At 58.0% G+C, this 24,987-nt stretch carries 25 protein-coding genes; 17 read left to right on the top strand and 8 right to left on the bottom strand.

Translation table 11 applies throughout. The annotated features are described in order from the left end of the window. Nucleotides 1–34 precede the first annotated feature (34 nt). On the bottom strand, nucleotides 35–277 hold the full coding sequence (locus ACI5FR_RS17685) for a type II toxin-antitoxin system antitoxin (protein ID WP_405456629.1): 243 nt from the start codon (nucleotides 275–277) through the stop codon (nucleotides 35–37). A 16-nt stretch (nucleotides 278–293) separates the two neighbouring features. Further along, the gene (locus ACI5FR_RS17680; RefSeq protein WP_405456627.1) at nucleotides 294–1,136 is read right to left on the bottom strand and encodes an SPFH domain-containing protein; all 843 of its coding nucleotides are present in this window, start codon (nucleotides 1,134–1,136) and stop codon (nucleotides 294–296) included. A 190-nt stretch (nucleotides 1,137–1,326) separates the two neighbouring features. Between ACI5FR_RS17680 and ACI5FR_RS17675 the strand changes: the two genes are divergently transcribed. The 5 genes from ACI5FR_RS17675 to ACI5FR_RS17655 all read left to right on the top strand — a co-directional run bounded on the left by ACI5FR_RS17675 (nucleotide 1,327) and on the right by ACI5FR_RS17655 (nucleotide 6,134). After that, nucleotides 1,327–1,680, top strand: coding sequence for a thioredoxin family protein (locus ACI5FR_RS17675; RefSeq protein WP_405456624.1), 354 nt, complete (start codon nucleotides 1,327–1,329; stop codon nucleotides 1,678–1,680). A 180-nt stretch (nucleotides 1,681–1,860) separates the two neighbouring features. Continuing rightward, the gene (locus ACI5FR_RS17670; RefSeq protein WP_405456622.1) at nucleotides 1,861–2,775 is read left to right on the top strand and encodes a COX15/CtaA family protein; all 915 of its coding nucleotides are present in this window, start codon (nucleotides 1,861–1,863) and stop codon (nucleotides 2,773–2,775) included. Between the two features lie 18 nt (nucleotides 2,776–2,793). Then, entirely contained in the window at nucleotides 2,794–4,551 is a 1,758-nt protein-coding gene (locus ACI5FR_RS17665; protein WP_405456620.1) for a UbiD family decarboxylase, read from the top strand. Between the two features lie 87 nt (nucleotides 4,552–4,638). After that, nucleotides 4,639–5,343, top strand: a complete 705-nt coding sequence (locus tag ACI5FR_RS17660; RefSeq protein WP_405456618.1) for a Cthe_2314 family HEPN domain-containing protein — start codon at nucleotides 4,639–4,641, stop codon at nucleotides 5,341–5,343. Between the two features lie 17 nt (nucleotides 5,344–5,360). After that, nucleotides 5,361–6,134 (top strand): SDR family oxidoreductase, encoded by a 774-nt coding sequence (locus ACI5FR_RS17655; RefSeq protein WP_405456718.1) that lies wholly within the window; start codon nucleotides 5,361–5,363, stop codon nucleotides 6,132–6,134. 49 nt (nucleotides 6,135–6,183) lie between these two features. On the opposite strand, the gene ACI5FR_RS17650 is transcribed toward ACI5FR_RS17655, so the two are convergent. After that, nucleotides 6,184–6,426, bottom strand: coding sequence for a NifU family protein (locus ACI5FR_RS17650; RefSeq protein WP_405456616.1), 243 nt, complete (start codon nucleotides 6,424–6,426; stop codon nucleotides 6,184–6,186). 80 nt (nucleotides 6,427–6,506) lie between these two features. Between ACI5FR_RS17650 and ACI5FR_RS17645 the strand changes: the two genes are divergently transcribed. Then, a complete protein-coding gene (locus ACI5FR_RS17645) occupies nucleotides 6,507–6,758 on the top strand; it encodes a YuzB family protein (protein ID WP_405456614.1) in 252 nt (83 codons plus the stop codon). A 7-nt stretch (nucleotides 6,759–6,765) separates the two neighbouring features. Here ACI5FR_RS17645 and ACI5FR_RS17640 read toward each other — a convergent pair whose 3' ends face one another. Then, a complete protein-coding gene (locus tag ACI5FR_RS17640; RefSeq protein ID WP_405456612.1) occupies nucleotides 6,766–7,827 on the bottom strand; it encodes an NAD(P)/FAD-dependent oxidoreductase in 1,062 nt (353 codons plus the stop codon). 98 nt (nucleotides 7,828–7,925) lie between these two features. Then, nucleotides 7,926–9,029: an aminofutalosine synthase MqnE gene (gene mqnE, locus ACI5FR_RS17635; RefSeq protein WP_405456610.1), complete on the bottom strand. Its 1,104-nt coding sequence runs from the start codon at nucleotides 9,027–9,029 to the stop codon at nucleotides 7,926–7,928. Between the two features lie 226 nt (nucleotides 9,030–9,255). Here mqnE and ACI5FR_RS17630 point away from each other — a divergent pair, with 226 nt between their 5' ends. The 6 genes from ACI5FR_RS17630 (at nucleotide 9,256) to ACI5FR_RS17605 (ending at nucleotide 14,196) form a co-directional block, all read left to right on the top strand. After that, entirely contained in the window at nucleotides 9,256–9,615 is a 360-nt protein-coding gene (locus tag ACI5FR_RS17630; protein WP_405456608.1) for a HesB/IscA family protein, read from the top strand. Nucleotides 9,616–9,815: 200 nt separating this feature from the next. After that, nucleotides 9,816–10,820, top strand: a complete 1,005-nt coding sequence (locus tag ACI5FR_RS17625) for a cation diffusion facilitator family transporter (protein WP_405456605.1) — start codon at nucleotides 9,816–9,818, stop codon at nucleotides 10,818–10,820. Between the two features lie 24 nt (nucleotides 10,821–10,844). Next, nucleotides 10,845–11,021 (top strand): hypothetical protein, encoded by a 177-nt coding sequence (locus tag ACI5FR_RS17620; protein ID WP_405456603.1) that lies wholly within the window; start codon nucleotides 10,845–10,847, stop codon nucleotides 11,019–11,021. Between the two features lie 238 nt (nucleotides 11,022–11,259). Further along, complete coding sequence (gene sda / locus ACI5FR_RS17615; protein ID WP_405456601.1) at nucleotides 11,260–11,412, top strand: sporulation histidine kinase inhibitor Sda; 153 nt, start codon at nucleotides 11,260–11,262, stop codon at nucleotides 11,410–11,412. Nucleotides 11,413–11,557: 145 nt separating this feature from the next. Next, complete coding sequence (locus ACI5FR_RS17610) at nucleotides 11,558–13,414, top strand: extracellular solute-binding protein (protein ID WP_405456598.1); 1,857 nt, start codon at nucleotides 11,558–11,560, stop codon at nucleotides 13,412–13,414. A gap of 143 nt (nucleotides 13,415–13,557) precedes the next feature. After that, complete coding sequence (locus ACI5FR_RS17605; RefSeq protein ID WP_405456596.1) at nucleotides 13,558–14,196, top strand: nitroreductase family protein; 639 nt, start codon at nucleotides 13,558–13,560, stop codon at nucleotides 14,194–14,196. Nucleotides 14,197–14,270: 74 nt separating this feature from the next. On the opposite strand, the gene ACI5FR_RS17600 is transcribed toward ACI5FR_RS17605, so the two are convergent. The 3 genes from ACI5FR_RS17600 to ACI5FR_RS17590 form a co-directional block, all read right to left on the bottom strand. After that, on the bottom strand, nucleotides 14,271–15,635 hold the full coding sequence (locus tag ACI5FR_RS17600) for a hypothetical protein (RefSeq protein ID WP_405456594.1): 1,365 nt from the start codon (nucleotides 15,633–15,635) through the stop codon (nucleotides 14,271–14,273). A gap of 132 nt (nucleotides 15,636–15,767) precedes the next feature. Then, nucleotides 15,768–17,210 (bottom strand): sensor histidine kinase, encoded by a 1,443-nt coding sequence (locus ACI5FR_RS17595; protein ID WP_405456592.1) that lies wholly within the window; start codon nucleotides 17,208–17,210, stop codon nucleotides 15,768–15,770. Between the two features lies 1 nt (nucleotide 17,211). Then, complete coding sequence (locus ACI5FR_RS17590) at nucleotides 17,212–17,886, bottom strand: response regulator transcription factor (RefSeq protein ID WP_405456590.1); 675 nt, start codon at nucleotides 17,884–17,886, stop codon at nucleotides 17,212–17,214. Between the two features lie 245 nt (nucleotides 17,887–18,131). On the opposite strand from ACI5FR_RS17590, the gene ACI5FR_RS17585 reads away from it, so the two are divergent. From ACI5FR_RS17585 to ACI5FR_RS17565, 5 genes are all read left to right on the top strand, one after another. Then, the gene (locus ACI5FR_RS17585; protein WP_405456588.1) at nucleotides 18,132–19,475 is read left to right on the top strand and encodes an extracellular solute-binding protein; all 1,344 of its coding nucleotides are present in this window, start codon (nucleotides 18,132–18,134) and stop codon (nucleotides 19,473–19,475) included. A gap of 79 nt (nucleotides 19,476–19,554) precedes the next feature. Then, on the top strand, nucleotides 19,555–20,439 hold the full coding sequence (locus tag ACI5FR_RS17580; protein ID WP_405456586.1) for a carbohydrate ABC transporter permease: 885 nt from the start codon (nucleotides 19,555–19,557) through the stop codon (nucleotides 20,437–20,439). Then, nucleotides 20,439–21,323 (top strand): carbohydrate ABC transporter permease, encoded by an 885-nt coding sequence (locus tag ACI5FR_RS17575; protein WP_405456584.1) that lies wholly within the window; start codon nucleotides 20,439–20,441, stop codon nucleotides 21,321–21,323. The genes ACI5FR_RS17580 and ACI5FR_RS17575 overlap by 1 nt, the downstream gene beginning before the upstream one ends. 71 nt (nucleotides 21,324–21,394) lie before the next feature. Then, entirely contained in the window at nucleotides 21,395–23,275 is a 1,881-nt protein-coding gene (locus tag ACI5FR_RS17570; protein WP_405456582.1) for a cache domain-containing sensor histidine kinase, read from the top strand. A gap of 44 nt (nucleotides 23,276–23,319) precedes the next feature. Beyond that, the gene (locus ACI5FR_RS17565; protein WP_405456580.1) at nucleotides 23,320–24,942 is read left to right on the top strand and encodes a response regulator; all 1,623 of its coding nucleotides are present in this window, start codon (nucleotides 23,320–23,322) and stop codon (nucleotides 24,940–24,942) included. The last annotated feature ends 45 nt before the right edge of the window (nucleotides 24,943–24,987 follow it).

Raw genomic sequence — 24,987 nt, 5'->3', positions numbered from 1 at the left:
GTGCAGCATGGTTGCCTTGCGGTTTTGAAAGGTATTATTCTCCCGACGTTCCGTCGTTATGTGCCCGCGGCTCCGCCTGAGTCTCGGTTGCCGGTATGCCGGCCGGCCGGGGGCCTCTCAGCCGTCCCGAGCGGAAAGCGGCAGCACGCAGCAAATATTCGATGTGCCCATTCACACTGCGCAGCTCATCGGCGGCCCAGTGCTCGATGATCTCATACAGCTTCGGATCCATGCGCAGTGGGAAGCTCTTCTTGGTATTCCCGTTCGCTCCTGGCATATGGCGCTCCGCACGCTTAGTAGAGCGTACTGGTGTTGATAACCGGCTGGGCCGACCGGTCCGACACGATAGCGACCATCAAGTTGTTGATCATGGCTGCCTTGCGCTCTTCGTCAAGCTGGAGCCCGGTCTCCTGCTCGAGCTTGGAGATCGCCATCTGCACCATACTGACCGCGCCTTCTACGATTTTCTCCCGGGCGGCAATGATGGCGGTCGCTTGCTGGCGCTGCAGCATCGCACTTGCGATCTCGGTGGAGTAGGCGAGATGCGTGAGCCGCGCCTCGATCACTTCCACGCCGGCTACGGCGAGGCGATTCTGCAGCTCTTGCGCCAGCTCCAAGGCAACCTCCTCAGCGTTGCCGCGGAGCGAATAACCTGCCTGATCTAGGTTATCATACGGGTAGCGGGTGGCCACGTGACGGAGCGCAGTCTCGCTCTGGATCTCGACGAACTGCTCATAGTTGTCGACGTCGTACGAGGCCCTCGCGGTGTCTATCACACGGAAGACGACGACGGCGGCGATCTCGATCGGGTTGCCTTCGATGTCGTTCACCTTCAGCTTGGCGCTGTTAAAGTTGCGGACGCGCAGCGACATTTTGCGCCGCACGCTGAGCGGAACCGTCATCCAGAGACCGCTCTCGCGGATGGTGCCGAGATACTTGCCGAAGAACGTGATGACGTTAGCTTGATTAGGCTGAATGACGGTAATGGAAGTCAGGAGAAGGAAGGCGATTGCCTCGAGCAGAATCGCTATTACCAGTTTCTCTTGAACCAAGGCATACAAGCCTAATCCGCCCAGGCCGAGAATTAGAACGATACCGAGGTAGCCGTTCATATACATCGTTTTTTGTTCTTTCATTCCACAACGCTCCCTTTTTAGTTGGTATGGGGATTTCTTTTTGATACTTTTATGATATCACTTTTTACTAATAATGTAAATTCATAAAATTTGGTGTATCCCACACATCCCAGTTGGGCCGTCTATCATTGACAGCACCTCTCGGGCATGCTATAACAGGGAAAACGAATGGGAATGCGAGGGATTGGCGATGGAACAACTTAGAACCGAGCAAGCCTTTTACGATACCATTGGGCAAGATAAGCCTACCGTAGCGGTATTCAAAACAACCTGGTGCAAAGACTGCCATTATATCGAACCGTTCATGCCGGATGTGGAAGCGAAGTACGGCGACCGGCTGCAATTCGTCCATATCGACCGCGACGAGCTGCCGGATCTGTGCGAGAAGTACAACGTGCTCGGCATTCCGAGCTTCATCGCCTTCGTGAAGGGCGAAGAGACGATCCGCTTCGTGAGCAAGCTCCGCAAGACGCGCGAGGAGATCGAGGAGTTTTTCGACCGGGTCGTGGAAGTGAGCGAGGCTGTGGCTGCTAAAAAGGCTTAACTGGACGCCCGACTGGCAATATAGTGTAACAAGCCGCTAATTCGTTTCCTTATAGGGGAGCGATGGCGGCTTTTTGTCATTTTGGTGGCGAACAGGTTTGTTCACATTTCGGAAATGGCTTTAGCTGGGCGATCAAGCTATAATGTAGGATGACGGATTGAACGAAAAGTAGGTGCTTTTATGCAAAAATCATATAAATGGGTTTCTCTCCTCACGACGATTGGCATGGGACTCGTGCTCCTGATGGGGGCGCTCGTCACCAAGACCGAGTCCGGCCGGGGCTGCGGCGACGATTGGCCGCTCTGCAACGGCAAGTTCATCCCGGCTTACACAATCGAGTCGATGATCGAATACAGTCACCGTGCGGTCAGCGGCCTGGTGGGCATCCTCGTGCTCGCGGCCGCGATCTATACGTACAAGCTCCTCCGCCATAGCGGGGAGGCGAAGCTGTTCGCCTATAGCGCATTGTTCTTTACGGTGCTGCAGGCGATTCTCGGGGCGATGGCGGTCGTGTGGCCGACCTCGGACGCGGTGCTGGCGCTGCATTTCGGATTTTCGTTGGTTGCTTTCGCGGCTACTCTCTTATTAACGATCGGGGTCTGGAAGGACGAGTTTTCGGGAGATAAAACCGTCGGGAAGCTTGGAACGGTGAGCCGGAAGTTTCGTAATACCGTGTGGCTCGTGACCGGCTACAGTTATGTGGTCGTCTATATAGGGGCGTTCGTGCGACATACGGAATCGTCCGGCGGCTGCCTCGGCTGGCCGCTGTGCAACGGCGAAGTCGTTCCCGAGCTGTCCGGGGCGACGGGCATCGCCTTCGCCCATCGGATCGCGGCCGCCATTCTGTTCTTGGCGATCGCCTACATCGCGTTCCGTGCGAACCGTACGTATGCCGATATACCGTTCATTCGTACTAGCGCAAGATGGGCGCTTACGCTCGCTGGACTCCAGGTCATCAGCGGAGCGCTCATTGTGTATGCGCTCGGGACGGACTGGTATTTGTTCGCCGCGCTGCTGCACGTTATCCTAATCGCCTGCTTGTTCGGCATCCTGTGCGATCTGTGCGTCCGGGTGCGCCGAATGGCGGCCGGCTAATCCATTCAGGGGGTACCCATGAACTTGACGAATCTGCGCGCGCATCTCGAGCTGCTGCGCGCCGAGAACGAACTGATTGAAATTCACGCTCCTGTCGATCCATACCTGGAATTGGCGGAGATTCACCGCAGGGTCATTGAGGAACAAGGCCCTGCTTTGTTGTTCACGAATGTGAAAGGGAGCGCTTTCCCGGTCGCGACGAACTTGTTCGGCACGCCTCGGCGCATCGACCTCGCGTTCGGGCCGCGGCCGGAGCAATTCATGCGCCAGGCTGTAGGCGCGATGGAACGGCTGATGCCGCCCACGCTGAAAGGGCTGTGGGGGGAGCGGAACTTGCTGATCGACGCGCTGAAGGTCGGGACGAAATCGGTGCCCGCCCAGCAAGCGCCGGTTATGCAGGTATGCGATACGGACCGCCCCATGGACAAGCTTCCCGTGCTGACGTGCTGGCAAGAGGACGGCGGTCCGTTCATCACGCTGCCGCTCGTCTACACCGAGCATCCGGACGGCGGGCACCATAACCTCGGCATGTATCGCATGCAGGTGTACGACGGCCAGACGACGGGGATGCACTGGCAAATTCACAAGGGCGGCGGCTTCCACTACCACGAAGCCGAGCAGCGCGGGAAGGCGCTGCCCGTCACCGTGTTCCTGGGCGGGCCGCCCGCGCTTATCGCTTCGGCGATCGCGCCGGCCCCCGAGCATCTGCCCGAGCTGCTGCTCGCTTCGCTCATCCTCGGGCAGAAGCTCCCGCTCGCGGACGATCCGCACGGGGGGCACCGCCTCGTCGCCGAGGCGGAATTCGCGATCAGCGGCCTCGTGCCGCCTCATGAGCGCCGCCCGGAAGGGCCGTTCGGCGATCACTTCGGCTACTATTCGCTGATCCATGACTTCCCGGTGCTGCACGTGAACCGCGTGTGGCACCGCAAGGATGCGATCTACCCGGCCACGATCGTCGGGAAGCCGCGGCAGGAAGACTACTTCTTCGGCGACTTCCTCCAGCGCCTCTTGTCGCCGGCGTTCCCGGTCGTCATGCCGGGCGTCAAGTCGCTCTGGACATACGCCGAGACCGGCTTCCACGCCCTCGCATCGGCCGTCGTGCGGGAGAGCTATGCCCGCGAGGCGCTGACGAGCGCGTTCCGCATCTTGGGGGAGGGGCAGCTGTCGCTGACCAAGTTCCTGCTGCTCACCGATCAGCCTGTCGATCTGGCCGACTTCCCGAGGCTGTTCGAGCTCGTGCTCGAGCGGTTCGATCCGCGCCAGGATTTGTACATTTTTAATAAAACGTCGAACGATACGTTAGACTATACAGGACTTCGGCTGAATCACGGGAGCAAGGCCGTGCTCGCCGGCGTAGGCGAGCCGGTGCGCGAGCTGCCGCGCGTTTATGCCGGCGGGGCGCTGCCAGGCATCCGGGACGCGCGGCCGTTCTGCGGCGGCTGCCTCGTCGTCTCCGGAGCGTCGTTCGTCGACGACCCGGAGCTGCCGCAGCGGCTGCTGCAGCAGGCCAAGGCGCAGCTGGCGGGCTGGCCGGTCGTCATCGTCTCGGACGATGCGGCCGTGGCCGAACGCCAGAGCAGCTTCCTCTGGTCGGTGTTCACGCGGTTCAACCCGGCGACGGACATTTATGCCGACGCCGAGGTGCGGCACCACCACCTGAGCTACGAGCTGCCGCTGATTATCGACGCGCGGATGAAGCCGGGGTACCCGGATGAGCTCGTCCCGCGCGAGGATATCGTGAAGCTCGTTGACTCGCGGTGGAAGGAATACTTCTAAACCCCACAAAGTGAAGTTAATGCTTACGACGCGTATTCCTAATCCTTTGCGGGGACCCCGATTACTATCTACTAAGGCGGTGTTGGCTTGCTAAGTCCGATCCTGGGCAAACCGAATGAAACCGAGACTGCGCTCTTGCAGCAATCCGTGCGCGCCATCGAAGCGTACCGGAAGGATCTGCACAAGCTGATCGAGCGGGGCGGGCCGGAGTGCGGGCGGTATACGCGCTTCGACCTGTGGTGCCGCGGGTTCGTCTCCGCCTTGGTGGAATTGGAGTGGAGCGTGCGAGGCGCAGGCAATTTCGGCCAGCAGGTCTCGCATACATACGAGGAAGCGATGGGCGAGGAGGAGCTTGGCTGCTACCACACCCACTTGTACTTTTACAAAAACGCGTTTATTCGCCTGTTCTCGATCCTGGACAAGCTGGGCTACTTCCTGAACGACATGTACCGGCTGCAGACGGAGCGGGTGAAGGCCAAGTTCTCCTACTTCACCGTGCTGCGCCAGATGCACGATCGCAAGCTCCAACCGAAGCTCGAGGAGCGACTGTTCGAGCAGAAACAGCGGTTCAAGGTTCCGATGGACCGGCTGCGCCAAAAGCGCAATATGGAGATTCACCACATCAACGCCGAAATGCTGGATGACTTGACCCGAACGGACCTGTGCCGGGCGGATCGGACGTATATCGAGGATTTGGCCGCCAATCTGAACGACTTGCGCTGCGGATACGAGATGGTGTGCCGGACAATCGCGATCGCGTTCGACTACATTCGCCGGGACCGGCCGATCTGACTGGAGGGAGCATCATGCTGAAAGGCAAGCTGGCCTGCATTACAGGAAGCGCCAAGGGTCTCGGTCGAATGACGGCGCTCACGCTGGCCGACATGGGCTGCGACATCGCCGTCAATTATGTGCATAGTACGGAGGCCGCCGACCAGCTGGTACACGAGCTGCGCGGCAAGGGCGTGCGGGCGATCGCCGTTCAGGCGGATATCGCCGATCGCGATCAGGCCCAGCGGCTCATCGACACGATCGAGTCGAGCTGGGGCGCCACGGTCGACATTCTCATTAACAACGCAGGGCCGTTCGTGCGGGAGCGCCGCTTCTTCCACGAATACGCGCTGAACGAGATCGAGTACTTGATGCGGGGCAACCTGCTCGGGGTCATGGAGCTCGATCACCGGGTGCTGCCCGGCATGCAGGCGAAGCGGTGGGGCCGCATCATCCACTTCGGCTTCGGCCATGCGGCGGAAGCCCGCGGGTGGCCGCACCGCGCCGTCTATGCTGCGGCGAAGGTCGGGCTCGTCTCGTTCACGAAGACGCTCGCCGAGGAGCAAGCCGCGCACGGCATCACCGTGAACATGATTTGCCCCGGCGACATCCGGGGGGCGAATAAGGAGAAGACGATCGACGAGGTGCGCCACCTCGTGAACGATGAAATGCCCGGCGTCCGGCCGGGCAGCGGGGAGGACATCGCGAGGGTCATCGCCTTCTTGTGTCAGACGCACAGCGATTTCATCACCGGCAACATGCTGGACGTGTCCGGAGGGTTCGACCCGATCCGTACGCTGGCCCAACAATAAACGCCCTTGTCCGGGATCCCGGACAAGGGCGTTCGTTCTAGCGCAAGAATTAGAATACTTGCACGACCTCGTTGATGCCTTCTACTTCTTCGATCAAGGCGCGCTCGATCCCGGCCTTGAGCGTAATGGTGGAGCTTGGGCAGCTGCCGCACGCTCCCATCAGCTTCAGCTTCACGATACCGTCCTCCACGTCGACCAATTCGACGTCGCCGCCGTCGCGCTGCAGGAACGGACGAAGTTTATCCAACACTTCAAGCACTTCATCATACATGCTAGTTTGTGTATCCGCCATTTGATTCATCTCCTTTCTTAAGTATATTATAATACAATGAATGCAAAAATTAAATGGCCTGACAAGGTGGTGCCGTTCCAATGAGACCGATCGTAGAATTTTGCGCCAGCAACATGCATAACGGGAGCGACGTCACGATGAAACGGCTAGAACAGGATCCGAGCCTGGACGTCATCGAGTACGGCTGCCTGGGCAATTGCGGCCAATGCTATATGGAGCCTTACGCGCTGGTGAACGGCGAGATCGTCGCCGCCTCAGACGCGGACGAGCTATACGAGCTTATTATGGCCAAGATCAAAGAGCTTGAAACGGCCTTTGACTTCGACCTCTAAGCCGATCTTACCCAAAATGGTGCTTGGACAACCAAAGCACACCGCTCTTCAGAACCCGAGGCACTTTTCCTATAATCATCCGGCTGCCCATCATGCCGAAGCCGGCTTTTTTGCCGAGCGACCCGAGAACACCCTTCAGCTTAATGGGTCTAAGCTGAGGGGTTTCTCCTTTCCATAGCGCCGTCATGACCTCCGCGACCTGCTTGCCTTGCGCTTCCGCCGCTTGGGCGCTCGGCGAGAAGGGCAAGCTCGCGCAGTCCCCCACCACGTACACGTCCGGATGCGCCGGAATTTGATGATACTCGTTCAACAACACACGGCCTTGATTGTCCTTCGGTACATCCAACTGCTGCACGACCGGACTCGGCTGAATGCCGGCCGTCCAGACCGTCAGGTCGGTCAAGATTTCCTCGTCCTTATTGTGCAGCACGCCCGGCTCCACTCGGTGCAGCGACACATGGGAACGCATCTCTACGCCATGCTCCACGAACCAGGTGCGAACATACGACTGCAGCTTTTCCGGATACGCGGAAAGAATGCTCGCGCCCCGGTCGATCACCCGCACGTTCAAGTCGGGCCGGCTCTCTCGCAGCTCCGAAGCGATCTCTACTCCGCTCAATCCGCCGCCCACGACCGACACTTGGGCATACGGCTTCAGATCGTTCAATGCCTGATATGTTTTGCGCGAGGCCGATAAAGTCTGGATGCTGTGTGCGTACACATCGGCTCCTTCGATACAGTGGAACTTATCGACGCAACCCAGAGCGATAACGAGCCAGTCGTAGGACAGCGGGTCTTGGCCTTCCAGGTAGATGAGCTTCTTCTCCAGATCCACGCTCGACACTTCGCCGTACTTCAGAATGATGCGCGGGTCGGAGGGGAAGGCCACGCGAATTTCCGCTTCGCTCACGGTTCCGGCGGCCAGCGCATAATATTCGGTTTTGAGCCCTTGATAAGGCATCCGGTCCAGCAGGACAATCTCCGTATCCTTCGGAATGTCTCCCTCCAGGAGTTCCTGTGCTACGGTAAGGCCGCCGTAGCCGCCGCCCAATATAACAAATTTCTTCATGCCTGACGTAGTTCCTTTCTAGACGATGATCGCTTTAACTTAGGATGTCCAGCGCCGTCCGATTGTATGGGACGGGAGCGCCGGACGGGCCAGTGCGCTTAGGCGTGAACGCGGAGCTCGTTGTAGAACGTGTCCCGCTCGACCGGAATGCGTCCGGCCCCTTTGATCAGATGAATCAGCTCGTCCCGAGTCAGACCGTCCGGGGACAATGCGCCTGCCGAATGGCTGATCCGTTCCTGCACGATCGTGCCGTGGGCGTCCGAAGCCCCGAAAGTCAAGGCAAGCTGAGCAAGCTGAGTCCCCAGGTTGATGAAGTAAGCCTTGATGTGCGGGAAGTTGTCGAGCATAAGCCGGCTGATCGCGATCGTCTTGAGATCGTCGAAGGCCGATGTGCGGCGCTTGATACCCATCGACGTATTGGCCGGCTGCATGGCGTTCGGAATGAACACCATGAACCCGTTCGTCTCGTCCTGCAATTCCCGCAGCTGCACCATGTGCTGAATCCGGTCAGCCTTCGATTCGACCGCCCCATACAGCATGGTGGCATGCGTCTTCATACCGAGCAGATGCGCCGTACGGTGCACCGTCAGCCATTGATCCGTCGACGCTTTATCCACGTTCATTTTCTTCCGGTAATGGTCCGTCAGAATCTCCGCGCCGCCGCCCGGCATCGTATCGAGACCGGCTTCCATCAAGCGGGAGAGCACTTGCTCGTAAGAGAGCCCGCTCAGCCGCGAGAAGAAGTCGATCTCCGCCGCGGTATACGCCTTGATCGTCACCTTCGGATAATTCTGCTTCAGGACCCGAATGGAATTGACGTAGTAGTCGAACGTCACATGATGGTTGTGCCCGCCGGTGATATGGAATTCGTTCATGCCCGGGTGAAAGTGCTCGCCCACATAAGCCAGAATCTCCTCCGGCGTTAGCGTGTAGGCCCCGTCTTGACCTTCGTCGCGGCGAAAATGGCAGAAGGCGCAATGCGCTTCGCACACGTTGGTGAAATACAGGCTCATGTTCTCGATGAAATACACCTTGTTGCCGTTTTTGCGCTGATTCACCTTGTTCGCCAGCTGTCCGATCGTGAGCAAATCTTCGCTCTCATACAAATAGACGCCGTCCTCCGGCGTAAGCCGTTCGCCTCGTTCCACCTTGTCGGCAATGTCGGCCATCCGCTTGTCCGGGTTCGTCGTTACAATAGACATCCGTTCGTTCTCCTCTCCAAAGGAACTCTTGTAGGTTGCGGCCACGCTTGTGAAAGCTTGCACAAGGTAGACCGAAAATAAGAAGCCGATTGCTTGACTTACCTATTATAAACTTGATCCCGAGAACGGGCAATACGCATCCTTTCCTTTCCATCCCGCCCCTTGAGCGAGGTAGCAAATAGGAGTATACTGAAGGTGAACTCGAACGACGAGGAGGGAATCCGAGATGATTACGATAACCGAGGAAGCAAGCGATAAAATAAAAGAACTGCTGGAAGCCGAAGAAAGCCCGAACCTGTTCCTGCGTCTGGGCGTGAAGTCGGGCGGCTGCAGCGGATTCACGTACGGCATGGGCTTCGACGAGGATCAGAGCGAGAGTGACCGCGTCTACACAATCCACGGGCTCAAGGTGGTGGTCGACGAGGACAGCACCAAGTATTTGAACGGCTTGGAGATCGACTACAAGGAAGCGGCCATGGGCGGCGGCTTCACCATGCATAATCCGAACGCTATCGCGACCTGCGGGTGCGGGACTTCGTTCCGTACGGCCGACGATGCGGGGAAGCCGAATCCGGAGCAATGCTGATAAGCTGAGATGATTAGCCTCCTATAACTTAGGAACCTCCTTCGCGGCAATGTCTTGCGACAATGCATGCGAGGGAGGTTTTTTGTTCAAAGGAGGAAACGAGCGGTCGGTTGTCTCGTATTACATTATCCAAGCCGCCTTATAAAATAGGTTGGATTAGGAACAATAGTCAAAATGATCGAACATCACTAGGAGGAACAATGGACCCCGTACCGGAACGAGAAACTTGGCTTCAGCTTATCAAGAAAGGAAACAAATCCTCCGCCATTGCGATGGTGGGCAACGCGTTTATTGCCGTCGCGAAGGGGATAGGCGCCGCCATGAGCGGCAGCGGAGCGATGTTCGCTTCGGCGATGCACTCTTTGGCCGACAGCATCAACCAAGGGTTTGTGTTCGTAGGCAGTGTGTTGGCGGAGAAAAAACCAAGCCGTAAATTCCCTACCGGTTTTGGACGCGTAATCAACATCTTTTGTATGATTGCAGTGATCGTAGTCAGCATCATGGCTTACGAAACCGTGAAGGAAGGCTGGCATTTGATTCACCACCCGGTTCAAGCAGGCAGCGGAGGTGCGTTTTGGATCAACATGGCCGCCCTGGTGATCAATCTAGTGATCGACGGCTTTATTCTGATCAAAGCGATGAAGGAAATCTTGAAGGAAGCGAGAGTGGAAGCCAAGGGACTCGGGTTTTTGGCAGCCTCGTTCAAACACGTGGGACGCTCGGCGCCTCCTACGCGGCTGGTGTTTTATGAAGATCTCGTTGCCGTTACCGGTGCCTTGCTAGCCATGATCGCGGTCTTAATCACTTCTCTTACCTCATTCGAAGCGCTCGACGGGGTTGTCACGATCCTGATCGGCTTCCTCATGGTTGGCGTTGCGTTTCGAGTAGGTTATGACAATATGGTGGGTTTAATCGGCGTAGCGGCTCCTCGCGATGTAGCGGATAAGGTGGCCCAGATCATTTTGTCCGACGAAGACGTTACGGACATCAATGATATTCGGATCACGCAAGAGGGACGTTATTACCACGTGGATGCTATGATTGAATTGCGCAAAGGCTTAACGTTGGCCGATGCGGACGACATCAAATTCAGAGTGCAGGATAAATTGATAGCGGATCCGGACATTACCGATGTCGTCCTGGGTATAATTGAAGACAACGGTGTACGAAACTGGACGGCGGAAGCGTTGAACGAGTTTGCATAAGAAACCGGATTAGGAGATGAGCGGATGAAAGTAAAGGTGAGCCTATCGATAGGCCCGGAGCAGATGAAGGAGGCTTGGCTCGACATTCCCGACAAGAAGCTGACGGATTTGCCGGAAGAAGAGCTGGAAGCCGTAGTGGAGATCTATGTGCGAAAATGGCTGGACGAGCAGCTGAGTGTCACGTGGGAAGTCGTCGAGTGAAAATCGAAATTGCTAGATTCATAGATTGTGATAAAAGTTTTCTATGGGAAAAAGCGGATTCTCGCCTGTGAATAACTTTATTCACAAAATTCGACCTTGATAGCATACAGGTTATGACACTTGTCAACAAAGTATTCACAAGATATCCACATCGAAATGTGGACAGGGTCCAGCTTGTTCCGATTTTAGGTCCATGCTACTATAGAGAAAATTTGGAAACGAAGTTGGGTGATAAGCTATGAAATCATTAAGCAATGAGGCACTGATCGATTCCTACTTGAAGGCTATTGATTTGAAGCTGGACCGGGATTTCATCTCGCTGTTGTTGGCCGAGATCAAGCGTCGCAAGCTGAATGTGCTGTACTATACACAAGACGCTCAGGCGAACTGAGGTCACCATAACCGTATTCACGCTGCGCGTATGGGGAGCTGCATATCGTGCGGATAATTGGGAGCGAGTGGAAACTTTTCCACTCGCCCTTCGTCTATATAAAGGAGATATAGGTTGGAATTGAGGAGGAGTGGGAGAGATTATGATGAGTTCGGGAATGTCGAATAAATGGAAAAAGACGAATAAACAGCGGGTCCTCCTGACCGGAGCGGCCTTGGCCGTCTTGCTGCAGGCCGGGGGAGGGATGGCGCTGGCTGATACGCCAGCCGGACCGGTGTCCCCCTGGGAGAGCATACCGGTAATAACTCCTCCTGAACAGTATGCGCCGTTCACCGTGATGGAGGGACCCGGAACGATCGCGTTTCCTCAGGGGGTGGTCGTGGAGCAGGACATGTTGCTAGTACCGGCCCGCGCGCTGCTCGAACGTCTCGGCTACAAGGTCGAATGGGACGAGCAGGCCCGGTCCGTCGTTGCTCGGAAGACCGGCGGGTCGCTCACCTTCCCGCTCGATCATAACTACGCGTCCGTGAACGGCGCCGCGCAAACGATGCCGGCGGTGTCCCGCCTTGTAGGCGATTCGGCGTACATTCCGCTTCGGTTCGCCGCGGAAGCGGATAACCGGGAAGTCGTCTGGCGCGAGTACAACAAGACGATTGTAGTGCGGGAGCCGGACTCGCTGTTGCATGTACGGGTCGTTGCCGCGATCGACAAGTCGTTCGAGAGCGAGCAGCAGGAGCGATTGGCGAAGGCGGCCGGCGCGTTGACAGGACTCCATCTGAAGCTGGATGCGATGCCGCTGCCGAACTATCAGCAAAAGGTCAATTTGATGATCGCGGCGAACGATATGCCCGACATGCTGCTCATCCCGGATCCGTTCTTCCTGCAAAAAACTTTGACGTCCAGTGTGTTCTGGAACTTGGCTCCGCTCTTGAAGGATTACCCGCGCCTTCGAGAAGCGGTGAGCGAGCTTGAAGCGGAAGTGACGCTTGACGATGGGGGCGTATACGGCATCCCGCGGCTGCAGAACAAGGCGGACGGAGCCTTCCCCGCCATTCGCCAAGATTGGCTCGATCGCCTCGGGCTGGCCATGCCCCGCACGATGGACGAGCTCGCTCAAGTGATGCAGGCTTTCGTCGTTAAAGATCCCGATGGCAACGGCAAGCACGATACGCTCGGGTTGACTGCCTCCTCGAGCCCTATTGGGTTGGGAGATTTGGCTTGGGTCGAGAACGTCTTCAATTCCAGCGGAGGACGGTATGTCTCGAGGTCCGGCCGGATCGTCGATACGTGGCTCGAGCCCGGGACGAAGGAAGCGCTCAAGTGGCTGAATGGGATCTATGCGAACGGCTTGCTCTCCAAAGACTTCCCGGTTGCGAATGCCGATCAGGCGAGACGGCTTGCAATGGAGAACAAGGCAGGCGTCATCGCTATGACCGGCCAAGCGGCAGAAGCGGCCACCATGGAGTTGAGCTCTGCATACAAAGGGGCGGTGTTCACCCCGATCCCCTATTTGCAGGCGAAGGCGGACGGTCCCCGCGTGGTGCCCGCCTCGCTAGGCCATTCCGGGGTCTTCGCGATTCCAAAGGCGCTGTCCGAGGCGAAGGTAAGGCGCATCCTCGCCTGGATGGAAGCGTGGCTCGGCCGCAGCGAGCTGCCGGCCGCCGAACGCGAGGCTCTAAAGCCTCTGGAGCCGTATCTGGGTGGAGGCGGGTTCCATTCTACCCGGACAGACCTGGAGGCGCCATGGCAGCTGAGGGAGGAGATCGGTACGGAATCGCTGCAGGATCCTACGCTGGGATTGTTCACGAACGAGCTGAGCGCGAAGCTGGCCGACACGAACAAGAAGCTGTACGAGACAAAGATCAAAATTATCCTGGGCGCCCTGCCGCTCGATCAGTGGGACATCGTCGTGAACGAAGTAAAACAAAATCCGGATTACCAAAGCGTCATGAATCAATTAAATGAGAAAGCCGCCAAGAAGGCCGGAGGAGCTGCCCAGTAGGGCGGTGGTGGAAATAAATAACAAACTGTTGTTCTTTCTGGAGCATCAATATTCTTCAAAGGCCTGTCGCACACTATAGAGGTTCGATCTGCATAAAGGACTCATTGGATCCTCCCTATTCCACGCGACAGGAGCACGAACTCATGGCCAACACAAGCACGATGGAGCATTCCTTCACCGCGGTCGTGAACGAACGGCATGCGGTCAAGCATTACGATCCTAATCACCGCATCAGCCGGGCGGATTTGATGGAGATTCTGGAGATGGCCGGCAAAGCGCCCTCCTCATGGAACTTGCAGCATTGGAAATTTCTTGTGATCGAGGACCCGGGGAAGAAGCAGGCGCTGCTGCCGATCGCGAACAACCAGAAGCAAGTTGTGGACGCGTCCGTCGTCGTCGCCGTCCTCGGCGACTTGGAGGCCCACCGGCACGCGGAGCCCCTCTACAGCGGCGCGGTTAAGGCCGGGGCGATCAGCGAGGAGCTGAAGAACACGCTGGTCGGGCAAATTCAGGGTGTCTACAAGTCGTCCCCGCAGGTAGGCCGAGACGAAGCGATCCGCAACGCCTCGCTTGCTGCGATGCAATTGATGCTGGCGGCGAAGGCGAAGGGCTACGACACGTGCCCGATGGGCGGCTACAACCCGGCGAAGCTCGTGGAGGAGTTTCACATCCCGTCCCGATATTTGCCTATCATGCTCGTTACAATCGGGAAGGCACTGAAACCGGCCTATTCCTCCCCGCGCTTCAAGGTCGAGGAGATCACGGTGTGGAACGGCTTCTAGGTATAGACGTAAAAATCCCGACTCAACCTCTCTAAGAGGCCCCTGTCGGGATTTTTGCTTAAGTATGGACTTTGCTAAGCCTGCAAATCTGCGGCTGGTGTTGTGAAGGTCGAGAAGAAGGTGGCCTGGCCTTCCAGCGGGAGAGCCGGAAGCAGGACACCGGCCTCACCGGCTTCATAGGCTTCATCGTTCAGTTCGACGCGATCCATTCGCTGAATATGAAGCGGAAGAGCGAACGGACCCCCGCTCAGGCGCTGCTCCGCGCCGGCCGAGAAGGTCTCCTTGATCTTCGCCGCTTCTTCTTCCGACAATGCGCCGTTCTTTACGGCTTCGTCGATTTTCGCATTGAATTGCTTTGTTTGGAACTCTATTAATTGCTCTTTCGTGATGCCCTTGGACTCGGCGATCTCGAGCAGCGTCTTGCCGTTCTTCATTTCCTCTTGGAACGTCTCTTTATCGATCCCGAGGAAGCTTAACAGCTCATCGTCCGGCAATAGGCTCACGGCAATCGCATGGTCCTTCATCATAGGTAATTCAGGCAGTTCGCCCGAAGGAGTCAGCTCCGCCAATGGGCCCCCGTTGAACACGCGTATGCTGCCCTTCACACCGTCCACCCCGATTGCCGGCATCATGATCGCTCCCTTGCCGTCGAAACCTTGTTCCGCGCGCTTGGAGAACGCCTCTTTCGCCTTGGCGGCTTGCTCTTCCGTCATATGGCCGTCTTTTACCGCTTGATCGATTCTCGCATTGAAGCGCTTCGTCTCGAACTCGACGAGCTGCTCCTTCGTAATGCCCTTCGCTTCTGCGATCTCCAGAATTGTCTTGCCGCTCTTGATCTCCGAAGCGAACGCCGCTTCATCCAGCCCAAGGAAGCTGAGCAGCTCTTGATCCGCGCCGATCTGCACGGAGAAGGTCGGGCCCTCGCCACCGGTTAACGGTGCTGCCGGTAGAGCCATGGTGAACGGAGCGTTGCCTTTGGCTGTAATCATCGCTTCGGCATGCTTGGCCAAGTCCGCCTTCAGTTGATCGGCTTTCTCCTGTGTTAGCTTGCCGGCCTTCACCGCTTCCTCCAGCGGCTTGGCGAGCAGGCTCACTTGCGCCTCGATCAACGCTTCCTTGCTTACGCCGCGGCTCTCCGCGATCTCCAGCAGCGATTTGCCGGATGCGAGCTCCTTGCCGAGCGCTTCGCCGTCCATGCCCAGCAGCTTGGCGATCTCGGCCGGCGCCCCGATGCGGACACTGGTGATGGAACCGGCCACAGCTGCCTTCCCCGGCAAGATCGCTTGATCCTTCGACAAGGCGATCGGCTTCACGGATATCGCCAAGCTGCTCGCGCCTCCGCCCGTTTTGACTTCCGCTGCATTCGCTCCCATCGGGAGGGCCGCCGCGAGTACCGCCGTTACGCCCAGCGCCATCCAGCCTTTTGTTTTTTTGTTCATCTGTTCTAACCTTCTTTCTCTCAATCGGATTTTTGTCCGAGCGGGTATCCCGCCGACATGACCCATTATGGCGTATCAAGCTTAAGCATTTTTTTGAACAACCTTAATGTTTTTTTTGAGGAGCCGGTGTCGTCATTTCGCCGGAAACTGAATCGTCATGACCGTCCCTTGCCCCAGCACGCTTGAAGCTTGGATCGTGCCGCCATGTTTCTCGACGATCCACTGGGCGATCGTGAGGCCGAGCCCGGTCCCCCCGTCGGTCCGGGAACGCGCCTTATCTCCTCGGAAGAACCGGTCGAAGATACGGGGCAAATCTTGTGGCGGAATGCCCCTTCCCGTATCCGAGACCATACATCGGATCAGGGAGCCGGTTCGGGAGCAGGCGACGCGGATCGTGCCGCCAGAAGGGGTATGCTTGACCGCATTGTCCAGCAAAATGACGAGCAATTGTCGCAGCCGCTCTTCATCTCCGTGGAATGGCAGGGGAGCTTGCAAGTCGGTCTCGAGCGATATGGACTTCATCTCGCAGAGCGGACGGAACGTCTCGGCGGACTCGGCCCATTGTTCGTTCAACAGGAGCGGGACACGGTGCAGCTCCAGCTGATTGGAGTCCGAACGCGCCAAAGTGAGCAGTTGGGTAACGAGCTTCGAGAGCCGCCGAATCTCTTTCAGGATGGGAGCGATGACATGGCTCTCCTGCTCGATCGTATGGTCGGGGTGGCGCAGCAGCATCTCGGCGTTCGCCCCCATGACCGCGAGGGGCGTCCGCAACTCATGGGACGCGTCCGCCACGAACTGCTGCTGGCGCTCCCAGGCGTTCCGGATCGGCACCAGCGCCCGGCCCGCCATATAGTAGCCGGCCAGCACGACGAGGATACAGCCGACACCGCCCGCGATCGCGAGCACCATGAGCAGGCTCCTCAGCATGTTCATCTCCGAATCGATGCTCATGACGGCGTAGGACGAAGTGACCTCCGCTACGGCAACGGCGCCAGTGCCACTGAAGCTTGTAATGCTTGGGGTGTTCGTCCCGTTGATAGAGGCGCTTGTCCCACTTAAGATGTCGGTTTTAATTTTGGTCGCATTCATCTGGAAGCTGGCTGCTGGCATCACCGGAAGTTGAACCGGCAGCGCGCTGATCCGGTAGCTGTGGCCCCCGACGCGTACGGTGCTGAGCGAGCGTTCATCCGCCTCCGCGAGCATCGCGTCGAGCGTGTCGGGCTCGAGCTCCATGTTGTTGGCGATCGAGGTCAGAAGGGCGCCATTCGTGCTCTTGTAAACTAGGAAGATGCGCGGATCCATCACGATGGCGGCCGGCTTGATCGCGGCGATCGGGAGGATCGTGGGAACGGAGACGGTCCCTTCGGTCGGGAGGGCCTCGACGCCTTGAGCCGAGATCGAGACGCTCCCGCCGATGGGACTGTCGACTCGAATTTGCTCCGTAAGCACCTCGTCCACCTTCGATAGCAAGTGGTTCTGTACGAAGACATAGATGGCGGCTCCCAAGGCGGACAAGATCAACAAGAATAGAGCCGCGTAGCTGATGGCGAGCCGCGTTTTCGTTTGGCGGAACACGTCAATTCCTCCTCAGCATGAAGCCGACGCCCCGGACGGTGCGAATCCATCCTTGGCAGCCGGCAGCCGCCAGTTTTTTGCGCAAATAATGGACGTACAGGTCCACTAGATTCAAGCCCGCCTCGGAATCCAGTCCCCAGACGCGGTCGAACAGCTGCTCGCGCGTCACGATCTGTTCCCGGTTGCGGACGAAGTACTGCAAGAGCTCGTATTCCTTGGCCGACAGCTGGAGCAGCGTATCCGCATACCAGGCGTCGGATTGCTGCGGCTCGATTCTTAGGACGTCGTAGGTGAACTCGCTTTCCGTTCCGGCTTGCGGCTTCCTGCGCAGCAGCGCCCGGGCTCTGGCCAGCAGCTCCGGCACGGCGAACGGTTTGACCACATAGTCGTCGGCGCCCGCGTTCAGCCCTTTTACCCGGTCCTCAACGCTATCCTTGGCCGTCAGCAGCAAGGTCGGGGTCGCGAGCGATCGTTCCCGTATTCTCTGAAGCAGCCGCAGCCCGCTCAGCTCCGGCAGCATGATGTCCAGGACAAGCAAGTCATAGATACCGGTCTCCGCATAGATGAGCCCTTCATCGCCCGCCGTCGCGGTGTCCACATCGTACCCTTCCTCGCGGAACAGCTGGGCGATCGAGTCCAGCAGCGGAAGCTCGTCTTCGACGATCAACACTTTCATGGTTTATGTAGCTCCTTCGGCAAAAATAAAGTCCATAGATATTCGCCCCATTATAGCTCACGAACCTTAACCTACTTTTAGAGAAACCGGCGGCAACCTTAAGCGGACATAAAATTTTGTCCGGCGGATTAGAGGATTGTATCCCCTCATGATGGAAATGAGAACCTGCCGGACGGAGAGCGAGCTCCCTATAATAAAAAGGGTAAAGCGCGTTAACACTTCATCTAAACGGAGGGTCAAGGAAGATGAAAACCAAAGTAACAGTGGCCGTGCTGTCCAGCGTCTTGCTGTTGTCTACGGTGCTGACCGCATGCGGCAAGGAACAAACGGGCAATGCGGGTACGACGAGTACGCCGGGCGGCGCGACCAAAGCACCGGATGTCAAACCTTTCACGATCTCGCTGCGTCACACGCAAGTCCGGGACGACGCCAAGCTGAGACTCAAGCTTCTGGAGGACGTGGCCAAGAAGACCGAAGCGAACGTGCCAGGCCTCAAAATCGAGCTGGAAGGCGTGGAAGACAAGGTCAACCGCTTCGAAAAGCTTCCGGCCGAGATGGCGGCGGGCTCACCGCCGAAAATCTTCGACCTGTTCGGGGGCACCGACACGCAGAAGTATGCCAAGGCGAACCGGCTGCTCGATTTGACCCCGATTCTGACCGAGCTCGGATTGAAGGATAAGTTTTTCAATCTCGACGAATTCACGGTGGACGGCAAAATCTACGGGCTGCCGACCGCGGGCTTTGTGGAAGGCCTCTTTTACAACAAGAAAATTTTCAAAGACTTGGGCGTAGAAGTGCCGAAAACTTGGGATGAGTTCCTGGCCGTCGCCGACAAGGCCAAAGCGAAGAACATTACTCCGCTCGCGCTGGCTTCGGCCGACGCCTGGGTCATCAACATGATGGTTAACACGCTCTGGGTGCGCACCGCAGGCGCCGACTCCGTGGACGGCTTCGTAGCCGGCACGAGGAAATGGACGGACCCGGACGTGCTCGACGGTTTCAAGCGCTATGAGACGCTCGTGAAGAAGGACTACTTCCAGGAAGGCAATCTGGGCTTGAAGTATGCGGAGCAGCAAAATAAATTCCGTAATGGCGAAGCGGCGATGATGTTCGACGGCAGCTGGGCGAACTCGGCCATCGTCGATCCGGAGAAATCGAAGATTCCGAACGACGTCGGCTTCTTCAGCTTCCCGAACTTGGGCGGCAAAGGAGACAACTTGATCAACGGCAGCTACTCGAACGGCTACGGCTTCTCCGCGAGCCTGAACGACCAGGAGAAGAAGGCGGTTAAGGAATTCATCAAGCAAATGTTCAATGAGGAGACGCAGAAGCGGCAGCTGAAGGAATCCGGATTCGTTCCCGCGATGAAATTGTCCGACTTGTCGGGGGTCAACCCGATCGTAGGTGAGATTTTGAAGGCGGCGAATTCGAAGCAATTCCCGGCGTTCGATTCGATCGTCCAGGCGAAGGTGCGCGAGACGTTGGAGACTTCCATGCAGGAGCTGCTGGGCGGCAAAGCGACGGCTGAGAAGGTCGTCGAGAAGGTGCAGAAGGCGCAGGAGGACGCGAACAAGGAAACGAAGAAATAATCCGAAACAGGCGACGGGTACCACCCCCAAAGTGGTACCCGTAATCGTTACTTTGTGGGGAGAAAGTAGGTGACGGATCTTGAACAAGACGCTGCGCAACCCATGGACTTACTTCGCTTTTGTTCTGCCGACGCTTCTCCTGTATGGGCTGTTTTTTCTCATCCCGTTGGCGAATTCCGTGAAGTATGGGTTTACCAGATGGGATGGCGTGAACACTCCGGAGTTTACCGGGCTGGCCAATTTTATAGAAGCCTTCCAGGACGAGCGGGTCTGGGGCGCTTTGAAAAACAATGTTTATTTCATTTTTTTCTCGGTGTTTTTGCAAATTCCCGTCATTATCGTGCTGGCCATTCTGATCTCGAACATCAAGCGGTTGAAAGGGTTCTATAAAACGACGGTGTTCGTCCCTAGCATTCTCTCGACGGCCGTCGTGGGCGTGCTGTGGTCGTTCATCTACCACCCGGAGATCGGCTTGCTCAATCAGCTGCTGCATTCCGTCGGGCTGGACAAGTGGAAGCATACGTGGCTCGCGGAAGATGGGACGGCTATGCTCGCAGTGCTGTTCACGAACGGCTGGCAGTGGGTGGGCTTCTACGTCGTGCTCGTGCTGGCGGCGATCCTCGGGATTTCGCGGGAAATCTATGAAGCGGCGGAGATCGATGGCGCGACGGGTGTGCGCAAAGCCTGGACGATCACGGTGCCGCTCATTCGGCCGGTCATCCTGGTCATCGTGCTGCTGTCGATCACCGGCGCGATGAAGGCGCTCGACATCGTCATGGTCATGACGAACGGCGGTCCGGCCGGCCTGACCGAGGTGATGGCGACGTATATGATCAAGCAAGGCACGCGTCTGAACGAATATGGCTACGCCAACGCGATCGCCATCCTGATCTTCCTGTTCACGCTGCTGCTCACGCTGGTGTTCCAGCTCGTGTCCAAGCGGGTCGAGGAGGTGGAGAGCTGATGCGAAAAGGGGACGCGGTTGCGATTTCGGTTGCGCGGCGACGGACCAATTGGGCCAACCGGGCGAGTTGGAAAACCGGCTTGATCCATGCTCTGCTCTGGGTTTACGTAGTTGTGACGCTCTATCCGCTCGTGTGGGTGCTGAATTCCTCATTCAAGGCGAACAAGGAGATTATTTCGAACCCTTGGGGGCTGCCGCTCGACTTTACGTGGAGCAATTATTTGAACGCCTGGAAAGTGGGCAAGATCAGTACGTATTTCTTCAACAGCTTGTACGTCAGCACGATCGCCAGCGTGGTGACGATTCTGTTCGCCTCGGCAACGTCCTATGCACTTACCCGGATGCAGGTGAAGCTGCCGAATACGATCATCCGGGCGCTGCTGCTGCTCGCGCTGCTCGTCCCGGGCGGGACGCTCGTGCTGCCGCTTTTCGTGTGGATTCGCGATTTGCATTTGTATAATACGCACTTGGCCCTTATACTTCCTTATATCACGTTCGGTTTGCCGCTCACCGTGTTCATCGTGTCGGCCTTCATGAAGGCGATTCCGAAGGAGCTGGAGGAGGCGGGGATCGTCGACGGCCTGACCGCATTCGGGCTGTTCTGGCGGCTCATCCTGCCGGTGACGGTGCCCGCGCTCGTAACCGTGTTCATCCTGAACTTCCTGTCCAACTGGAACGAGTTCGTCATGGCGTACCTCTTTCTGTCGAAGGAGAAGCTGCGCACGCTGCCGACCGGGATGATCGCGTTCATGAACCAGTTCAACATGAATTACGGCAGCCTCGCGGCCTCGATTATGTTCAGTGTGGCGCCGGTCGTCGTCGTGTATGCGTTCCTTCAGGAGAAGATTATCGAGGGCGTCACGGCAGGGAGCGTCAAGGGGTGAGTTGGTGCGTGCCGGTTGTGTGTTGAGTGCGTCACGGATGCATCCGCCAACTGTCCGTAATGGGGGAGAGTATGAACCTTCGGAAAAAAGTGTTTCTTGCCTTCACCGCGTTCATCATCGTTCCGCTTCTCGTGCTGGGCGCGATCACGTATATGGTCTCCCAACACATCATCGCCGACAACTTCGCCGATCAGTCGGAGTTCACGCTGAAGGCGGTCGGGCGCAACCTGACGTACGTCTTGAAGGAAGCGAACCGAGCGACCGAGCAAGCGATGTTCGAGGATGAGGTACAGAACGCGTTAAGCGCGAGGGAGCAGGTGGATTGGATCGATCGGACCGAGGTCGGGCGGCTGCTGCAGAGGAAATTTCTGTCGTATACCCCGGCCTATTCGGCGTCACTGTATAACTTCCGCGGTCAGGCGTATAGCGAAGGGAAGATCGGCTACAGGGCGCTCTCCTACGAGGCACTGATCGAGCATCCGCTGTATGCGGAGGCGATCGCACTGAACGGCGTGCCCCGCTGGCTCGGGCCGCATGAGAACGAGGCGCTTACGGGGGGCGTTGGGCTGTTCACGATGATCCGGGTCGTCAACGACAAGTATACGCAAATGAACAAAGGCGTCCTGCTCGAGCAGTTCCAGTTCAACGAGCTGCATAAAATTTTCAACTATTTCGGCACGAGCCAGCGCAAGGACATTCGCTTCATGATCGTGAACCGGGATGGGCTTATCATGGTGGACAACAAGCAGCAGCTGGACGGCCGGATGCTGTTCCCCGAGCTGATGAAGCCGCTGGATCTGGCGCTGGAATACCAGAGCGAGAAGGTGGATTTCGACGGGGTCGATAGTGTTGTTTCACTGTACCATCTGGAACTGCAGGACGCGGGGAAGATGGACTGGACGCTCGTGTCGGTGACGCCTTGGGCGTATTTGTCCGGTACGACTGAGCTCGTGTTGAAATGGGTCGGCGCCATTATGACGCTGTGTCTCATCTGCGCCTTGCTGTTCAATCTGCTCTTCGTGAACCGGAACATCCGTTTCATTTTGCGGGTCGTGCAATCGATGAAGCGGGTAGAGATGGGGGACTTGAGCATCCGGGAGAAGATGGACGCGAAGGATGAGACGGGCGTGCTGGCGCGCGGCTTCAACAGCCTGGTCGAGCGGACCAGCGCGCTGCTGGACGAGGTGAAGACGGAGCAGGAGCGGAAGAACAAGGCCGAGCTCATGCTGCTGCAGGCGCAGATCAAGCCGCACTTCCTATTCAACACGCTGGAGTCGATCAACGCACTCGCCGCGCAAAACGAGGGCAAGAAGGTCAGCGCCATCGTAAGGCGGCTCGGCACCGTACTTCGGATCAGCTTCCACCACCGAGAGCAAATCCCGCTTACCCTGGAGGCGGACCACCTGCGCAGTTACTTGGACATTCAGAAATATCGGTTCGAAGATGTGTTCGACTTCGAGATCGACGTGCCGGAGTCGCTGGCGGCGAATCCGGTCCTGAAGCTGACGCTGCAGCCTCTGGTAGAGAACAGCATCCAGCACGGGTTCGAGGGGATAGAGCGCAAGGGCATGATTCGGGTTCGCGCCGAGGAAACGAACGAGGCGATCGTGATCTGGGTGGAGGACAATGGTGTCGGGATTCCGGAGGAGCGGCTTGCGCGGTTCCGCTACCGGGTCGGCAGCACCTGGGAGGTGAAACTATCCGGTGGACGGGAAGGCGGGCAAGCTGAGGTGGCAAGGGATAAAGTGGAGTCGGTGGAGTCCGGTGAGTCGGTGGGGATCGAGCGGGTCGGGCTCGGGTTATCCAATGTGGCCGATCGGATTCGGATTCAGTATGGGAGCCGGTACGGTCTCTACGTTTGCAGTTGGCGGGGCGAGGACAGCGGGACGTTGATTCGTCTCGTCATCCCGAGACAGCGAGCCGACGCCGGATCGGAGCGAATACACGATTGATCGTGGAGGAATAGGAGTCCGTGGAGGAAAGGGGTGCGATAGCGATGAGCAAGGGGTCGGCCGGTTTCGGCGAGGAGCCCGTGACAGCGCTGCTCGTGGACGATGAGGCGCATATTACCCGCAATCTGGAGAAGGTCATTCCTTGGGAACAGCTGGGCATCTCGCTCATCGGCACTGCGACTAACGGGGCGAAGGCACTGGAGCTGGTCGATGTACAGATGCCCGATCTCATTCTGAGCGATATTCGTATGCCCGTCATGGACGGGCTGGAGCTCCTGAAGGAGCTGTGCGATCGGGGCTTCGACGGGGAAGTCGTCATGCTGACGGGCTACCAGGAGTTCGATTACGCGCGCACGGCGATCAAATACGGCGCGAAGGACTACATCCTGAAGCCGATCGACTACGAGGAGCTGGAGGGCGTCGTCACGCGTGCCGCCGGGCATATCCGGTTGCGCAAGCGGGAGAAGCGGAACGCGGAGCACAAGTGGAAGAAGCTGTCGACCGTCGCGTATGAGAAGCTGCTGCTCGACGTGCTCATGGACTATACCTCGGTGCTCCTGCTCCCCGAGGAGGATTTGCCGGAGCTGGCGGACTATACGCTGCTGATCGTCGATCTCGACGACTATTCGCAGCTCGCCCGCTATTGGAACGAGCGGGAGCGCAAGCTGTGGAACTTCGCGGTGCGCAACGTGCTGCAGGATGCGTTGGGGGATATGGTGTATTCCGCGCTGCAGACGCGCGAAGGGGAATGGTGCATTCTGCTGCAGCAACCGCCGGGGGAGGGAGCGGTCGCGGATGCGACGCTGCGCCGCTGGGGCGGGGAGCTGCAGCAGGCAGTGAAGCTCCATACGAAGCTGACGGTAAGCGTCGGCTGCTATCCGGAGCCGCTGCGGCTGGAGGGGCTCGCCCAAGCTTACCGCAAGCTGCAGCGCGCGCTGCAGCTGTCGCTCCGCAAGGAGGCGGTGCTCTCCTACGAGGAGCCGGCGACCGCGGAGCGGAGCGAGCTGAAGTTGACGCTGTGGGCGATCACCGACGAGCTCGTCGGCGCGCTCAAGCAGAAGGACGCGGCCCGCATGGAGCAGGCCATCGCCGCCCTGAACCGGGAGCTGAAGGCGATCCCGGAGCATTCGCACTTGCGTGTGGAGCAGATGCTCCACTTCCTGATCCTGCATCTGCTGCGGGAGATGCGCGATATCGGCGTCCTGAGCGGCGAACATGAGACAGCCGTCTGGGCACAGCTCGATCGCAGCGTGAACGCCAAGGAGCTGCTCGAGACGGTTCGGCAGCTCGCGCAGCAGATCATGCAGGCCGGGATGAGCCGCAAGCCGAGCGAGCTGCTCATGCATGCCGCGCTCGACTACATCGAGCGGCACATGGCGCATGATCTCTGCATCGATGCGCTGGCGGACCATCTCGGCATCAGCGGGAGCTACTTCAGCCTGCTGTTCAAGCAGCATACGGGCGAGACGTTCGTAGAGTATTTGAAGCGGCAGCGCCTCGATGCGGCGAAGTCGATGCTGCTCATGACGGACAAGAGCGTCACGCAGATCGGCAAGGCGGTCGGCTACGCCGAGCGGCGCTATTTCACGAAAGTGTTCGCCAAGGCGGAAGGGATGACGCCCAGCGAGTACCGGGAGAAATCCACTGCCAAGGATGCTAGACTTTGAAAGCCAGGCCTAGAAGTTGGGACGATTGGGCATTAAAAAAGAGCC

This window comes from Paenibacillus sp. HJGM_3 (assembly GCF_045062745.1).
GTDB lineage: Bacteria > Bacillota > Bacilli > Paenibacillales > NBRC-103111 > Paenibacillus_AA.
Note: the sequence above shows the minus strand (reverse complement) of the source record. Positions and strands in the feature narration are given on the sequence as shown.

Excerpts from the sequence above, each read along its gene's own strand:
- ACI5FR_RS17685 (WP_405456629.1), bottom strand. The coding sequence starts at position 277 with ATGCCAGGAGCGAACGGGAATACCAAGAAGAGCTTCCCACTGCGCATG.
- ACI5FR_RS17680 (WP_405456627.1), bottom strand. The coding sequence starts at position 1,136 with ATGAAAGAACAAAAAACGATGTATATGAACGGCTACCTCGGTATCGTT.
- ACI5FR_RS17675 (WP_405456624.1), top strand. The coding sequence starts at position 1,327 with ATGGAACAACTTAGAACCGAGCAAGCCTTTTACGATACCATTGGGCAA.
- ACI5FR_RS17670 (WP_405456622.1), top strand. The coding sequence starts at position 1,861 with ATGCAAAAATCATATAAATGGGTTTCTCTCCTCACGACGATTGGCATG.
- ACI5FR_RS17665 (WP_405456620.1), top strand. The coding sequence starts at position 2,794 with ATGAACTTGACGAATCTGCGCGCGCATCTCGAGCTGCTGCGCGCCGAG.
- ACI5FR_RS17650 (WP_405456616.1), bottom strand. The coding sequence starts at position 6,426 with ATGGCGGATACACAAACTAGCATGTATGATGAAGTGCTTGAAGTGTTG.
- ACI5FR_RS17645 (WP_405456614.1), top strand. The coding sequence starts at position 6,507 with ATGAGACCGATCGTAGAATTTTGCGCCAGCAACATGCATAACGGGAGC.
- ACI5FR_RS17640 (WP_405456612.1), bottom strand. The coding sequence starts at position 7,827 with ATGAAGAAATTTGTTATATTGGGCGGCGGCTACGGCGGCCTTACCGTA.
- mqnE (WP_405456610.1), bottom strand. The coding sequence starts at position 9,029 with ATGTCTATTGTAACGACGAACCCGGACAAGCGGATGGCCGACATTGCC.
- ACI5FR_RS17630 (WP_405456608.1), top strand. The coding sequence starts at position 9,256 with ATGATTACGATAACCGAGGAAGCAAGCGATAAAATAAAAGAACTGCTG.
- ACI5FR_RS17625 (WP_405456605.1), top strand. The coding sequence starts at position 9,816 with ATGGACCCCGTACCGGAACGAGAAACTTGGCTTCAGCTTATCAAGAAA.
- ACI5FR_RS17620 (WP_405456603.1), top strand. The coding sequence starts at position 10,845 with ATGAAAGTAAAGGTGAGCCTATCGATAGGCCCGGAGCAGATGAAGGAG.
- sda (WP_405456601.1), top strand. The coding sequence starts at position 11,260 with ATGAAATCATTAAGCAATGAGGCACTGATCGATTCCTACTTGAAGGCT.
- ACI5FR_RS17610 (WP_405456598.1), top strand. The coding sequence starts at position 11,558 with ATGAGTTCGGGAATGTCGAATAAATGGAAAAAGACGAATAAACAGCGG.
- ACI5FR_RS17605 (WP_405456596.1), top strand. The coding sequence starts at position 13,558 with ATGGCCAACACAAGCACGATGGAGCATTCCTTCACCGCGGTCGTGAAC.
- ACI5FR_RS17600 (WP_405456594.1), bottom strand. The coding sequence starts at position 15,635 with ATGAACAAAAAAACAAAAGGCTGGATGGCGCTGGGCGTAACGGCGGTA.
- ACI5FR_RS17590 (WP_405456590.1), bottom strand. The coding sequence starts at position 17,886 with ATGAAAGTGTTGATCGTCGAAGACGAGCTTCCGCTGCTGGACTCGATC.
- ACI5FR_RS17585 (WP_405456588.1), top strand. The coding sequence starts at position 18,132 with ATGAAAACCAAAGTAACAGTGGCCGTGCTGTCCAGCGTCTTGCTGTTG.
- ACI5FR_RS17575 (WP_405456584.1), top strand. The coding sequence starts at position 20,439 with ATGCGAAAAGGGGACGCGGTTGCGATTTCGGTTGCGCGGCGACGGACC.
- ACI5FR_RS17570 (WP_405456582.1), top strand. The coding sequence starts at position 21,395 with ATGAACCTTCGGAAAAAAGTGTTTCTTGCCTTCACCGCGTTCATCATC.
- ACI5FR_RS17565 (WP_405456580.1), top strand. The coding sequence starts at position 23,320 with ATGAGCAAGGGGTCGGCCGGTTTCGGCGAGGAGCCCGTGACAGCGCTG.